This is a genomic window from Nostoc sp. T09 (assembly GCF_002154695.1).
Lineage (GTDB): Bacteria > Cyanobacteriota > Cyanobacteriia > Cyanobacteriales > Nostocaceae > Aulosira.
Genome location: NZ_MTAV01000147.1, coordinates 13,867 through 27,331 on the forward strand (window position 1 = coordinate 13,867; position 13,465 = coordinate 27,331).

Consider the following 13,465-nt stretch of genomic DNA (forward strand, 5'->3'; position numbering starts at 1 on the left):
TTGGTTTTTTAACTCACGCAGAGGCGCAGAGACGCAGAGAAGAAAGCTAAAGAGTATCCTCTCATCCCTAATCCCCGCCCTGTATACTTAAAAACAGCAACTCCCAACTTCGGCAATGACCATTAAACCGCAGAAGATCCTGATATTAGCCGCAAATCCCAAGCTAACGGCACGATTGCGCCTCGATGAAGAATTGCGTGATATTAAGGAAGGTTTGCAAAGGGCGCAAAATCGGGAGAATTTTGACCTGCGGTATGATTTGGCAGTACGTCCGAGGGATATTCGCCGCGCTATTTTGGATTATCGACCAAATATTATCCACTTTTCTGGACATGGTGCAGGGATACAAGGATTAGCTTTTGAGGATGAAACAGGAATTGAACAGCTAGTTACGGGAGAAGCATTAGCTGGGCTGTTTGGACAGTTTTCTAAGCAAGTAGAATGTGTGCTGTTGAATGCTTGTTACTCAGAAGTGCAAGCAGATGCGATCGCCCAACAGATTAATTATGTGATTGGGATGAACGATCAAATCCAAGACAAAGCAGCGATTGAGTTTGTTGTGGGATTTTACGATGCGCTTCTAGCTTACAATCCCGAATATGATTCTGGTTCGCCTGTAGAGTTTGCTTTTAATATCGCGCGGAGTGCGATCGCATTAGCTGGCGTATCTGGCGAGTTGATTCCTCAAGTAAAAAAAAACCAATTTAACACCCCATCACCAACCTTTAGGCAATCTTACCAACGTCCCAGAATTACCACCACACTTTTTACCCCGTTCCGAAGAACTTGCACCCTTAAAACACAAAGTATTATCGCCAACAAAGCAAACTCTGGGGATTACAGGGAAAAGTCGCCGTTTGGGTGTGCAAGGCATGGGTGGAATTGGCAAAACAGTCTTAGCTACAGCACTGGCGCGGGATGAAGATGTCAGAAAGGCGTTTCCTGATGGGGTGTTTTGGGTGACATTTGGGCAAACGCCCCAGATTTTAACTTGGCAATCCTATCTTGCCTCTGCGTTGGGCGACAAGCAAGCGGCTTTTACCGAGATTGGATTGGGGAAAGCGCGGTTGCGGGAGTTGTTTGCCGAGAAAGCTTGCTTGCTGATTTTGGATGATATTTGGCGTTTGGATGATGCAACACCGTTTGATGTGTTAGGGGAACGCTGTCAAATGTTAGTTACCACCCGTGATGCAGCGATAGTCACGGGGTTGGGAGGGGAAGAATATCAGCTTGCGGTTTTAGATGCACAACAGGCGTTAGCACTTTTGGCAGATTGGGCAAATCAACCCCAGATATTGCACCCCACCTTGCAAAATGATGTCGCCTTGCAGGTAGCGCGCGAATGTGGGTATTTACCTTTAGCATTGGCGATGGTAGGCGCGATGATGCGGGGGAAATTGCCAAATCGCTGGCAGAATATTTTAGAAAAACTGCGTAGTGCTGATTTAGAGAAAATCAAACAACAGTTTCCCGATTATCCATATCCCGATTTACTCAAGGCGATCGCGGTAAGTGTGGAGGCTTTGGATGAGAATTGCCAACAGCGATATTTAGATTTTGCGGTATTTCCTGAAGATAAACCCATACCGGAAGCAGTTTTGCAGACATTTTGGCAACCCTTGGGCTTGGATGAGTTTGATACCCAAGATGTCATTGATGAATTTGTGAGTAAATCTCTGGCTTTGCGGGATGAAGTGGGAAATTTGCGGTTGCATGACTTGCAGTTTGATTATGTCAGAAAGCAATACACGACCTTAGCGAAGGAAAGTGAGGGGATAGGGTGTTTACACAATCGCCTCTTAAATGCTTACAGCGAAAAATACCTTGAAGGCTGGCATAGTTTAGAAAATGACGGCTATATTTGGCAAAATTTAGCCTATCACTTGCGGTTGGGGGGAAGGGAAAGAGAATTAAAACAACTGCTGTGTGATTTTCGCTGGTTGCAGACGAAGTTGGAGAACATCAATATTAATGCTTTGATCGCAGATTATGATTTTTTGCCCCAAGATGAGAATTTACAGTTAATTCAAGGTGTATTGCGACTGTCGGCACATATTTTAAATGAAGATAAACAGCAATTGCCAGGGCAATTATTAGGGCGGTTGCTGTGTTTTGAAAGTTCTAAAATTCAGACATTGTTAACCCAAGCGCACCAAAGTAAAATCTCTTGCTTGCTTCCGCAAACAGCAAGCTTAACTGTACCTGGTGGCCCTTTAGTACGTACTCTGATGGGTCATACTGGCGCGGTAAATGCAGTAGCCTTCACCCCAGATAGCAAGTACGTGATTTCTGGTTCTGATGACAGCACCCTCAAAGTCTGGGATTGGCAAACAGGAGAACAACTGCGTACCTTAGTTGGTCATAGTGACTCGGTATATTCACTAGCCCTTACCCCAGATGGCAAGTACGTGATTTCTGGCTCCCGTGACAAGAACCTGAAAGTCTGGAATTTGGAAACTGGGCAACTTGTGCATACCTTAGTGGGTCATACTGACTCAGTAGATGCAGTCACCTTCACCCTGGATGGTAAGTACGTGATTTCTGGTTCCACTGACAAGACCCTGAAAGTCTGGAATTGGCAAACCGGAGAACATCTACGTACCTTAGCGGGTCATCGTGGCTGGATAACAGCAATAACCCTTACTCCGGATGGTAAGTACGTGATTTCTAGTTCCGGTGATAAGACCTTGAAAGTCTGGAATTGGCAAACTGGGGAATTTATGCGTATCCTGGCGGAACATAGCGCTTCGATAAGTGCAACCGCCCTCACCTCGGATGGCAAGTACGTAATTTCTAGTTCTTGGGACTCAACCTTGAAAGTCTGGAATTGGCAAACCGGAGAACAACTGCGTACTCTGGCGGGTTATAGTTACTCGATTTATGCAGTCGCCTTTACCCCAGATGGCAAGTATGTGATTTCTGGTTATTCTGACAACACCCTGAAAGTCTGGAATTGGCAAACCGAAGAACAACTGCGTACCCTGGCAGGTCATACTGACGGGGTATATGCAGTCGCCTTCGCCCCGGATGGCAAGTACGTGATTTCTGGTTCCTCTGACTGCACCCTGAAAGTTTGGAATTGGCAAACTGGGGAAAAAGTGCGTACTCTGGCGGGTCACAGTTGCTTGGTAAATGCAGTCGCCTTTACCCTAGATGGCAAGTACGTGATTTCTGGTTCCTCTGACTGCACCCTGAAAGTTTGGAATTGGCAAACTGGGGAAAAAGTGCGTACTCTGGCGGGTCACAGTTCCTTGGTAAAAGCAGTCGCCCTCACCCCAGATGGCAACTACGTGATTTCTGGTTCTAATGACCACACCCTGAAAGTGTGGAATTGGCAAACTGGTGAAGAAGTGCGTACCCTGGTGGGCCATACTGACTCAGTAAAAACAGTCGCCCTCACCCCAGATGGCAAGTACATAATTTCTGGTTGCTTTGACAAGACCCTGAAAGTGTGGAATTGGCAAACTGGGGAAGAAGTGCGTACCCTCAAAGGTCATAGTTCCTTAGTAAATGCAGTCGCCCTCACCCCAGATGGCAACTACGTGATTTCTAGCTCTGATGACAAAACCCTGAAAGTGTGGAATTGGCAAACTGGGGAAGAAGTGCGTACCCTCAAGGATCACAGTTCCTTAGTAAATGCAGTCGCCCTCACCCCAGATGACAACTACGTGATTTCTGGTTATTCTGACCACACCCTGAAAGTGTGGAATTGGCAAACTGGGGAAAAAGTGCGTACCCTGGTGGGTCATAGTCACGTGGTAGAAGCAGTCGCCTTCACCCCAGATGGCAACTACGTGATTTCTGGTTCCCGTGACCACACCCTGAAAGTGTGGAATTGGCAAACCGGGGAAGTAATTGTCAGTTTCACAGGGGAAAGTACAATATACTGCTGTGCTGTTGTACCTGATGGGGAGAGAGTTGTTGCTGGAGATGAATTCGGACGGGTGCATTTTTTGCGCTTGCAAGCTACAAATACTAATTCGTAATTAAAGAAAGTCGGATTTGCTTTGGGTTGCGGGGGTGGTGTCTGTAGCTACTTATGGAGAATTGGGATAATATCGAGTCTGGCTATATAACTGTCATTGCAAGCCTTGCAAAGCAATTCTCGAATTGTGCGATCGCCTCTTTTAACTTCATTCCACTCGCAATGACTTTTGATAAATAACTCATCGCCCGTGATAAAAGTGCGATTGTTCATGCTCATTTGAATAGCTTTCAGGCTCAAAGGCTCAAAGTTCAGGCTCAAAGGTGCAACTTCCAGGCTCAAAGGTGCAACTTCCAGGTTCAAAGGCGCAATCTCCGAGTTCAAAGGTGCAACTTCCAGGTTCAAAGGCTCAAGGTTCAGGCTCAAAGGCGCAACCTCCGAGTTCAAAGGTGCAACTTCCAGGTTCAAAGGCGCAACCTCCGAGTTCAAAGGCTCAACTTTCAGGCTCAAAGGTGCAACTTCCAGGCTCAAAGGCGCAACTTCCAGGCTCAAAGGCTCAACTTCCGAGTTTAAAGGTGCAACCGCCGAGTTCAAAGGCTCAACCGCCGAGTTCAAAGGTGCAACCTCCAAGTTTAGAAGTTCAAGTTTTCAGCTTCAAGCAAAATTTTTACTCTACTAAATTAGACTGATGTGATTAGCTTGGAAATCGATTCCCGAACGAAAGCGAAGAGGCAAGATTTTGAGGGCTTTTATCATGTGGGCAGTGCCCACCCTACGGATAGACTACAGATAGATAAGTGCGATCGCAGTTAAAATCAAATTCTTGAGCAACAAAGTCTGATTGTTTGGCAGACTCCATAACATGATTAGTGATGCTAGCAGAGATGCTGGTTCTAATGCCGCTTTTGGTCAGGCGATCGCTTATTCTACCCTTGCACTCCATTCAACCAAGCGACCAAATCCCCTGCATTGGTAAAATCTAACAATGCTTCTGCCAAATCTTCTAATTGACTAGGCGATAATTGTCGAATTCGTTCTTCTAACTTAGGTGTAACCGCACCGAATTTTTTATTAAGCTGACGCATAACTATTTCCAGTCTTCCTTGTAACTGCCAACTAGTCACGATTTCCATCACTACCTCTTGTTTGGCTGATTCAAATTTAGCAATCTCAGTTTGAAAAATCTCTTCCTCTGCTGCATTTAGCTTGAGATAGGTGTCAACAAACCCAGAAATCATTTTCATTCTTGCTGGATCGAGCCGTAAAGTCGCTAATAAACGCAAACATTCAGACTTGACGCGTGGACGTTCTGAAGGTGCTATGTTCATTTTAGCCATAAGCGCACTGGCAACTGGGTTTTCTTGCTGTAAAAAGTCGCGCCAGTTTAATTGATTGAGTTGTACTACTCCATAGTTAAATTCCAAAACCGTTTTGTCGGGAAACTCTACACGGTAAATATTGGTTTGGGGTGTGCGCGGTGTGTCGTAAGAAAAAACGACAATTGGATATATGGGTAATGCGTGTTTCTCAAACAACCGCGCAAAGTAACGAAACATTCTCCGTCCAAAATCAGCTTGAGGGTATGACTGATTTTCGATATGGACGAGAAAAAATGTATCTTGCTCTCGAAATCGTATTTGGGCGACTAAATCTACTTCGTATTGTTCGCCCGCAGTAACATCGGTAAATACTTCTTTGTCTAAAAATTTTAATGATTCTGGTTCTAAATAGGCAATTACTTGGGGGAAAAATAATTCTAGAAATTCTAAGAAGAATGTAGAAATTAATTCTTTAAATAATCGGTCATGGTCAATCATGTGAATATCGCTTCACTCAGTCATAATTCTCATGATTGCATTTTTTTTTCTTGGTTCTCTACTTTCCACGAAACCATCATGCCCATTCTATTCGTTGCTTAGTACTGGGTTCAAGCTGCGGCGACAGCTAAATCCTTTGCCAGCTTACCATCTTCCATGTGAACGATGCGATCGGCAATATCCAAAATCCGGTTGTCATGAGTCACCATGAGGATAGTACAACCTTGCTCTTTAGCTAGTTTTTGCATCAGGTTAACTACATCTCGCCCTGATTTACTATCAAGCGCCGCAGTCGGTTCATCTGCTAAGACAATTTTAGGACGACCAACTAAAGCACGAGCGATCGCAACTCGTTGTTTTTGTCCTCCTGATAAATCATCAGGATAGTAATTGAGGCGATTTCCTAATCCTACTTGCTCTAGCATTTCGGCTGAACGAGTTTTCATTTCCTGCGGTGAAATCTGCTTGTGCAGTTCTAATCCCATTCTCACATTCTGAATTGCTGTCAAACTACCATGCAAGTTGTGTGCTTGGAAAATATAGCCGTGACTGCGCCGTGCTTCGGTTAGTTGTGCTGCATTCGCACCGCAAAGTTCTCTTCCTAATATTTGCAAACTACCAGATTGAGCAGAACGCAATCCGCCTACCAAAGTTAATAATGTGGTTTTCCCAGAACCCGATGGCCCAGTCATAATGATAATTTCGCCAGCGTTAATTTCTAACGAGATATCAAAGAGAACTTGCTTTTTAAGTTGACCTTGACCAAAGTAATGGTCGAGATTTTGGATGGAAATAACTGGTTTGCTATTCATAGTAGTAACAAAGGACAAATGACAACTGACAAATGACATTTAAAACATATCCGCAGGGTCGGCAGATTGAACTTTACGAGTTGCGATCGCGCCGGAAATCATACACATTACAAAAGTTAGCGTCAGCACTTGAATCGCTCTTGCCAAGGTCATATACAGTGGTAAATTTGTAGCGCCACGGGTTAAGGCATACAGCCCTAAAGATACTGTCATCCCTGGGATAAAACCTAATATTGCCAAAATTAACGCTTCTTCAAATACCACACCTAGCAAATAGAGATTGTTATACCCCATCGCTTTAAATGTGGCGTATTCTTTCATATGAGCATTGACATCTGTGGAAAGGACTTGATAGACGATAATCACTCCCACCACAAACCCCATCGATACACCTAAGGTAAAGATAAACCCGATCGCAGTGTTTGTTTGCCAGTAATTTTTCTCAAATGCAATAAATTCTTCGTGGGTGAGAACTTTAATATCATCTTTAGGCAAGTAAGACTTTAAAGCACTCGCTACTTCCTTGGGGTCATAGCCTGGTTGTAACTGAATCAAGCCGATACTGACACTACCTGCTTGCCGTTTGGGAAATAGTTGCAAAAAGTTCTGGTCGCTGGTGAGCAAGCTACCGTCAGCACCAAAAGATGCTCCAACTGTGAATAAGCCATTAATGCTAATCGTCCGCCGATCTATTTCTGTGGTGACAGGTTTACCTTGAGTAACTTGAGCGATCGCCTGTTTATAATCTCCTCTTGAAGCATCATCAAATAAAACGGTATCCGGTAGTTTAATTGTTGGCAATTGGCTGTTAACTTCCGGTAGGTTAAACGCAGGCTGGTCAGGATTAAACCCGATAATTAGCATCCCTGTCTCACGGTGAGTTTGGGGATTTTTCCACGTAACGTTGTTGGTATACAAAGCTTCTGCTGATTTTACACCAGGTACATCAGCAGCCTGGTACAGTCTTCTTCTAGGAAAGGAAGACATAAAGGAGATGTTGCGGGCTTGGTTACTAATAATTACTACATCTGCACGTAATACTTGATGCAGCCTGGTGGCGCTGTCAAATAATGCTGACTGAAAACCCAGCTGCATGAACATCAGTAAATCTGCAAAAGCAACGCCTGATAGTGCTACTAAAAAACGACTTTTTTGCTTATTTAGTTGCAACCATCCTAGAGGCGTCCGGCGCTGTAGTTGAGAGATAAATCCAATCATTGCTCAATCACCGCCTTAACTTGCAAATTGGTAAACTGGGCTGCTTTGTCGCTGGATGGTTGATCTAGCTTTACATGAACTTCTACAACTCTGGCGTCAATATTGCTAGAAGGATCGGCATTAACCACGTTTTGCCGTTGTACTTGCATCCCGATCCAATCGACGCTTCCTAGTAATTCACCAGGGAGAGAATCGCTGCTGACTCTTACCCTTTGCCCCGGCCGCACTTTACTAATATCACTTTGGTATACTTCTGCTACCGCATACATCTGGTCTGTTTGACCTAATTCCACAATCCCATCATTGCCAACGGTTTCCCCAGCCCGTGTATGAATCTTGAGAATTTGTCCTGTTTTGGGAGCGCGAATATATGCTTGATTTAGTTGAGCTTGAATTTTTTCAACGTTAGCTTGAGCGCTGTCTACTTCGGCTTGGGCGTTGGCTACATCTGTGGGACGAACTTCCGCAGTTTGATTGAGGGTAGCTTTGGCTTCGTTAATTTGTTGTTGCAAAGTTGCGATCGTTTTGTCGCGGTTGGCTTTGGCTTCGTTAATTTGCTGTTCCAGTGTGGCAACAGTTCTGACTTTGGTGGCTTGACTTTCAATAAATTGCTGTGTAGAGGTTTCCGCACTCAGCCGTCTACGATCAACTTCTTGGCTGGAAATTGCCCCTTCTTTGTATAAAGTTTCGTAGCGTTGCACGTCAGCTTGTGCGTTGCGCTTCTCAGCGGCTACCCGTGCCACGGTTGCTTGTAAACTTTGTTGTTGTCCTTGCAGTTCTGCTTCTAAGCGATTAATTGTCGCTTGCTGGGTTCTGATGCTTCCTTCTAGTTCTACTTGCAGACGGTTAACGGTAGCTTGACGCGCTGCAATTTCTCCTTGCTTTGCGCCAGCTTTTACCTGATCGAGGCGGGATTTAGCTACTTGTACTTGTCTTTGCGCTTCGCCCAAACTCGCTTGCAAGCGATCGCGACTATCCATAATCGCAATTACTTGTCCAGTTTTAACGCGATCGCCTTCTTTTACCAACAGTTGCTCTACCCGATTTCCTTCATTAGCAGTTGGCGCAGACAGTTTGATCACTTCGCCATTAGGTTCTAAGCGCCCCAAGGCAGTTACAGTTTTTACTACCGGCTGAATAGGCGTTGCTACTTCTGCCTTATTCCCAGAATCAGCCTGAAACTTATTTACCGTATAAGCACTAGCTCCTGCTGTAACTAAAGCTGTAATTATTGCCAAGATAGCAGGTGACTTAAAAACAGTTTGGGAAGCTCGAAAAGCTGCTAAATTCCAGTTTTGCGCCATAGTATTCCCCTTAGTTGGCGATTCTATAAACTAAACCGTCCAGTTCAATTTATGCTAAACTAAACTGACTAGTTTAGTCAAGGGTCATTTGTCCTTGATTATTTCTCTACTTCTCCCTGTCCCCGCATCTCCTAATCTCTTTCACCCCTTCATCCTCCATTCATTCCCCACAAAACCAAAATGGCGTAGAGTATTTGGAATTATCTATAGAATTGTTTATAAGAAAGGTTAATAATAAATGGCACGCATAAAAGTTGACGAAGTAGATCGAGATAGTTCCGTTGATAAAGTGGAACAAATTCTGCAAGGAGCGATGCAGGAGTTCCTCAAACATGGCTATGCTGGCACAAGCATGGATAAGGTAGCGGTAGCTGCGGGTGTTTCTAAAGCAACTGTCTACAGCCACTTTCAGGATAAAGAAGGACTATTTAAAGTCTTAATTGAACAACTGACACGCAAGAAGTTCAACTTAATTTTTGGTACAGTACCCCTCCAAGGAGAACCAAAAGTTGTATTGCGTGAGTTAGGAACAAGAGCTTTAGATTTAATGGTTAAAGACCATGAACACTCTGCTTTTATGCGAGTGATCATCGGGGAGTCTGGTCGTTTTCCGGAGTTAGCGCAGATTTGTGTGCGTTCAATGACCAAGCCTGTACTCGAAACCCTCAGCCAATATCTAGCATCGCATCCAGAACTTAATATATCTGACCCAGAGGCTACAGCCAGGATTATGCTCGGATCGTTGGTTTATTTCCATATCACTCAAGATGTGATGCATGGTAAGGAAATTTTACCAATGGAAAGCGATCGCCTGATTAATACCATGACCAACTTGATTATCAATAACGCCGAGTAATCTTTTCCCTCAGAATAGGTGAGATGAGGGAGATGAGGAAGACAAAAGATAACTGACAATTAATAAAAAAATTGCCCCCTGAAATCAGGAGGCTTATTTTTAATTAAAAGCAGTTGGCTTTTAGCTGGCAACATACTCTTTGACATTGGCTCGACGACGACGTAGATGAGCTAGCGCTTGATGCTCTAACTGGCGGACACGTTCGCGGCTGAGATTTAATCTCTCACCTACTTTTGCCAATGACATTTCATTGCCATCTTCTAAACCAAAACGCAGGGCTAAAACTTCGCGCTGTTGGGGAGTTAGTTCTGCCAACAAGGTGTTCAGGTCTTGGCGCAAGAATTCTTGGGTAGTGTAATACTCTGGTGAAGGGCCGTCATCTTCTAGCATTTCTTGCAGTTCGGTGTCCTGATTGTCACCCACTCGCACATCCAAAGAAACTGGCTGACGTGCCATATTCAGGTACTCGCGAATTTGAACAGGCTCTAGCTCTAGTTCTTGGGCAATTTCCGCAGGATTTGGCGATCGCCCTAATTTTTGTGCCAGTTCTCGCTGTACTTTCTTAATTTTGTTCAGCTTCTCGGTAATGTGGATCGGTAAACGGATTGTACGCCCTTGTTGAGCGATCGCTCTGGTAATTGCTTGGCGAATCCACCAGTAGGCATAGGTAGAAAACTTATATCCCCGTGTCGGGTCAAATTTCTCTACACCCCGTTCTAATCCTAGAGTTCCTTCTTGGATCAAATCCAGAAACTCCATGTTCCGCTTTTGGTATTTTTTCGCAATAGCGACTACTAAGCGAAGATTCGCTTCAATCATCTTTTGCTTTGCCCGTTTACCTTGGGCGACTGTCTGTTTCACCTCAGTTTCTGATTGGCGAACATGGTCAGCCCACTCTGATGAACTCGGCTCGCGGTGCAGTTTTTTCGCCAAAGCCTCTTTAGCGTCCAGTAGCGTCATCATTTGTTGCACCTGCTTCCCGAAAACAATCTCTTGCTCACGGGTTAAAAGTGGCACACGACCAATTTCTCGCAGATAGGTTCGCACCATATCAGCCGTGAACTTGGTGTTTAGGTTTTCGGTTTGGGTGTTAACAGTAGGCATTGGTGCGTTATCCTCTACTCCGTAAACACAATGAATCTTTAATAATTAAGTCGGATTCGGAAAGGAAGTACATCTATCACGGAACATAGGAAGCTAACATAAGCAATCAATTTATACAGCCGTTGAAAAGACGGTGCATCCCTGAGATAGGTTCCCCTACCCTTCCTAAATTTTGCAGTTTTTTAGAAATACACTGGCTGGTTGTCAAGAATTCTTCTTGTCGTCAGTCACTGATGGTAACTGTAAAAATATGAAGTCAGTATGAGTTCTACTTTTATTATGATACGACAAATCTAGTGGATAGTAAAGTAGCCCAGATAAATCTTCTAATTATAGGGCAAAGTGGTTTGTTTGGCAAAAAAAATGAATTCCTTTGAGTGCTAACTATATCTATAGTGACGCGAAAACCTCCGCTTCAGTTGCCAAGGAATAGCGAGATAACCGAACTGATTTTTTGTTGTGATGGTGGGATGTTACGAAATAGAGGCAGGAGGAGATGAAGGAGTGTGGGGAGTGTGGGAGAGGTGGGGAGAAATAACAAAGGACAAATGACTAATGACAAATAGCTAAAACCCTAAATCGGCTCTGGCTAGTTCAGCCGCAGCGAATAATTCTTCGTCTGGCTTTTCTTCCCAAGCTGGGTCGCCAATTTCTGCATAGAAAGTTGCATCATAGGGACGGGTACGGACTACCACTGGCATAGGAACGGCGTGACCCAAAATCAAGGCTTGTTGCTTAGAGTCCAGCTTCGCTAATACCGATCGCAGACTGCTAGCACCAGAGACTCCTGTAAAAATCGCGTCAATGTCTTTTTCATCGTTGAGCAAAGCTGTGATGCGAGTTCCAATCTGGGACATAACTTCATTATCTATACCCGACGGGCGTTGATCAACTACTAGAAGTGTTACGAAATATTTTCGCATCTCTCTAGCGATCGTCCCAAAGATCGTACTTTGAACGATCGCCGGGTCAAGAAAACGGTGAGCTTCTTCAATAGTAATTACCAATTGCGTGGGGCGATCGCTGACATTACCACTGTGCAGGAATCTTTCGGCTTTGCTGACGTAATGCCCGTGAATTCTTCTGGTGATCATATTAGTCACCAGCATATAAGACAGCATATCTGACTGGGAACCAAACTCGATAACTACATGCTTACCAGCTTCCAGCGATCGCAAAATTTGATTGATGTAGTTCTGCGGACAAGCAGCTCGCATATACTTCAAGTTATCCAACCGCAAAAGTTTCCGCTGCAAAGACATAATCGAGCCTTGGTGTCCCCGCTTCTCTTCGCAAAACAGCTTGATTTCTTCGTTAGTCATGTTCAACAACTGAAGAATCCAAGCCTTACCATACTCAGCGTAAAGGATATTCGCATTATCTAGGGCGGCTTCCGATAACCCTAAATCGCGAGAGCATAATTTAACGTCTTCAACTTCTATTTGTTCGTAACTGAGATATAGTTCTTGTGCATCCCGCACACCCCGGCGCTTTGTTGATTCTGGGTCGAGGGTGTAAACTTCCACTTTACCGGGAAATAGCTGTTTTAAACCTTTAACTGTACTATATTGCTTTCCTTCACAGACAGCTTGCCAGCCATACTCGGAGTGCATATCAAAAATCAAATTTACCGCCGCGTTTTTCCGGACTATCCCAGCTAAGACTAAGCGTGTAAGGAAGGATTTCCCTGTTCCCGATTTCCCAAAAACTCCGTTACTCCGTTCTACAAATCTGTCTAAATCAATACACACCGGCACGTCCATATCCAAAGGTTTGCCGATGGAGAAGTTTTTTCTGTGGATATCATCTTCCCAACCAAATACTCTGCGAAAATCTTCTTCACTCGCTTCATAAACTTGGCTAAAGTGGCTGGGAATAGTTTTAACCGGGAGCAATTCCATTGTGGTACTGGTTTGTGGTTGAAATGATGCCAAACCAGTCATTGATGGTACGAAAGGATTTACAGATTTACCATTTGTAAGTGAAAAAGATTCCTCTACTTCTGGGGTAAACATTAACATGGGCGCGAGATTAATCGTGCCGTATGTACCACTTCCAGCTAAAACTTCACGTAAAAAAGTGTCTTCCCAATTGGGAGGATCGGCAATAATTCGTGCATTAGCAGTTCCTAGCGCCACATCTGTCAGCATACAGAAAAAGCGCGATCGCATTCCTTGCACAACTAAAAACTTACCCACCCGCATATCTTCAACAGAAATATCAGGGTGTAATCTTACTTCTAACCCCCCAGTCAGAGAGCCTTGGGTAACTGAACCTAAAGGTTGTCCAGAATTCATTTGATTAGTTACATCAATGTTGGGCTGAGCTTATGTTGCATTTTAGTTGTAGAGTTCAAGCTTGCGACGAAATTCTAGCACAAATTGTTAATTAATTGTTAGTAGTCAGTGGTCAGTGGTCAGTTGTTTTTC

General features: G+C 44.2%; 11 protein-coding genes. 3 read left to right on the plus strand and 8 right to left on the minus strand.

Annotation, left to right across the window (positions count from 1 at the left end):
* Positions 1-115 precede the first annotated feature (115 nt).
* Positions 116-922 carry a CHAT domain-containing protein gene (locus tag BV372_RS26390; RefSeq protein ID WP_086689456.1) on the plus strand — a complete coding sequence of 269 codons (807 nt, stop codon included), beginning with the start codon at positions 116-118 and terminating at the stop codon, positions 920-922.
* A complete protein-coding gene (locus BV372_RS26395) occupies positions 864-3,986 on the plus strand; it encodes an NB-ARC domain-containing protein (RefSeq protein ID WP_256973462.1) in 3,123 nt (1,040 codons plus the stop codon). The genes BV372_RS26390 and BV372_RS26395 overlap by 59 nt, the downstream gene beginning before the upstream one ends.
* A 47-nt stretch (positions 3,987-4,033) precedes the next feature.
* On the opposite strand, the gene BV372_RS35475 is transcribed toward BV372_RS26395, so the two are convergent.
* The 6 genes from BV372_RS35475 to BV372_RS26420 form a co-directional block, all read right to left on the minus strand.
* Entirely contained in the window at positions 4,034-4,540 is a 507-nt protein-coding gene (locus tag BV372_RS35475) for a hypothetical protein (protein ID WP_143845298.1), read from the minus strand.
* A gap of 157 nt (positions 4,541-4,697) precedes the next feature.
* Entirely contained in the window at positions 4,698-4,868 is a 171-nt protein-coding gene (locus tag BV372_RS36690) for a hypothetical protein (protein ID WP_179198244.1), read from the minus strand.
* Positions 4,852-5,742: a DUF4351 domain-containing protein gene (locus tag BV372_RS26405; RefSeq protein WP_086689458.1), complete on the minus strand. Its 891-nt coding sequence runs from the start codon at positions 5,740-5,742 to the stop codon at positions 4,852-4,854. The genes BV372_RS36690 and BV372_RS26405 overlap by 17 nt, the downstream gene beginning before the upstream one ends.
* A gap of 110 nt (positions 5,743-5,852) precedes the next feature.
* Complete coding sequence (locus BV372_RS26410; protein ID WP_086689459.1) at positions 5,853-6,554, minus strand: DevA family ABC transporter ATP-binding protein; 702 nt, start codon at positions 6,552-6,554, stop codon at positions 5,853-5,855.
* Between the two features lie 39 nt (positions 6,555-6,593).
* The gene (devC, locus tag BV372_RS26415) at positions 6,594-7,772 is read right to left on the minus strand and encodes an ABC transporter permease DevC (RefSeq protein ID WP_086689460.1); all 1,179 of its coding nucleotides are present in this window, start codon (positions 7,770-7,772) and stop codon (positions 6,594-6,596) included.
* Positions 7,769-9,076, minus strand: a complete 1,308-nt coding sequence (locus tag BV372_RS26420) for an ABC exporter membrane fusion protein (protein ID WP_086689461.1) — start codon at positions 9,074-9,076, stop codon at positions 7,769-7,771. Before BV372_RS26420 ends, devC begins: the two co-directional genes overlap by 4 nt.
* Positions 9,077-9,314: 238 nt before the next feature.
* Here BV372_RS26420 and BV372_RS26425 point away from each other — a divergent pair, with 238 nt between their 5' ends.
* Positions 9,315-9,932, plus strand: a complete 618-nt coding sequence (locus BV372_RS26425) for a TetR/AcrR family transcriptional regulator (RefSeq protein ID WP_086689462.1) — start codon at positions 9,315-9,317, stop codon at positions 9,930-9,932.
* 120 nt (positions 9,933-10,052) lie between these two features.
* On the opposite strand, the gene BV372_RS26430 is transcribed toward BV372_RS26425, so the two are convergent.
* On the minus strand, positions 10,053-11,036 hold the full coding sequence (locus BV372_RS26430) for an RNA polymerase sigma factor, RpoD/SigA family (RefSeq protein WP_086689463.1): 984 nt from the start codon (positions 11,034-11,036) through the stop codon (positions 10,053-10,055).
* A gap of 566 nt (positions 11,037-11,602) precedes the next feature.
* Positions 11,603-13,333, minus strand: a complete 1,731-nt coding sequence (locus tag BV372_RS26435; RefSeq protein ID WP_086689464.1) for an ATP-binding protein — start codon at positions 13,331-13,333, stop codon at positions 11,603-11,605.
* Between the last annotated feature and the right edge of the window lie 132 nt (positions 13,334-13,465).

Excerpts from the sequence above, each read along its gene's own strand:
- BV372_RS26390 (WP_086689456.1), top strand. The coding sequence starts at position 116 with ATGACCATTAAACCGCAGAAGATCCTGATATTAGCCGCAAATCCCAAG.
- BV372_RS36690 (WP_179198244.1), bottom strand. The coding sequence starts at position 4,868 with ATGGAGTGCAAGGGTAGAATAAGCGATCGCCTGACCAAAAGCGGCATT.
- BV372_RS26405 (WP_086689458.1), bottom strand. The coding sequence starts at position 5,742 with ATGATTGACCATGACCGATTATTTAAAGAATTAATTTCTACATTCTTC.
- BV372_RS26410 (WP_086689459.1), bottom strand. The coding sequence starts at position 6,554 with ATGAATAGCAAACCAGTTATTTCCATCCAAAATCTCGACCATTACTTT.
- devC (WP_086689460.1), bottom strand. The coding sequence starts at position 7,772 with ATGATTGGATTTATCTCTCAACTACAGCGCCGGACGCCTCTAGGATGG.
- BV372_RS26420 (WP_086689461.1), bottom strand. The coding sequence starts at position 9,076 with ATGGCGCAAAACTGGAATTTAGCAGCTTTTCGAGCTTCCCAAACTGTT.
- BV372_RS26425 (WP_086689462.1), top strand. The coding sequence starts at position 9,315 with ATGGCACGCATAAAAGTTGACGAAGTAGATCGAGATAGTTCCGTTGAT.
- BV372_RS26430 (WP_086689463.1), bottom strand. The coding sequence starts at position 11,036 with ATGCCTACTGTTAACACCCAAACCGAAAACCTAAACACCAAGTTCACG.
- BV372_RS26435 (WP_086689464.1), bottom strand. The coding sequence starts at position 13,333 with ATGAATTCTGGACAACCTTTAGGTTCAGTTACCCAAGGCTCTCTGACT.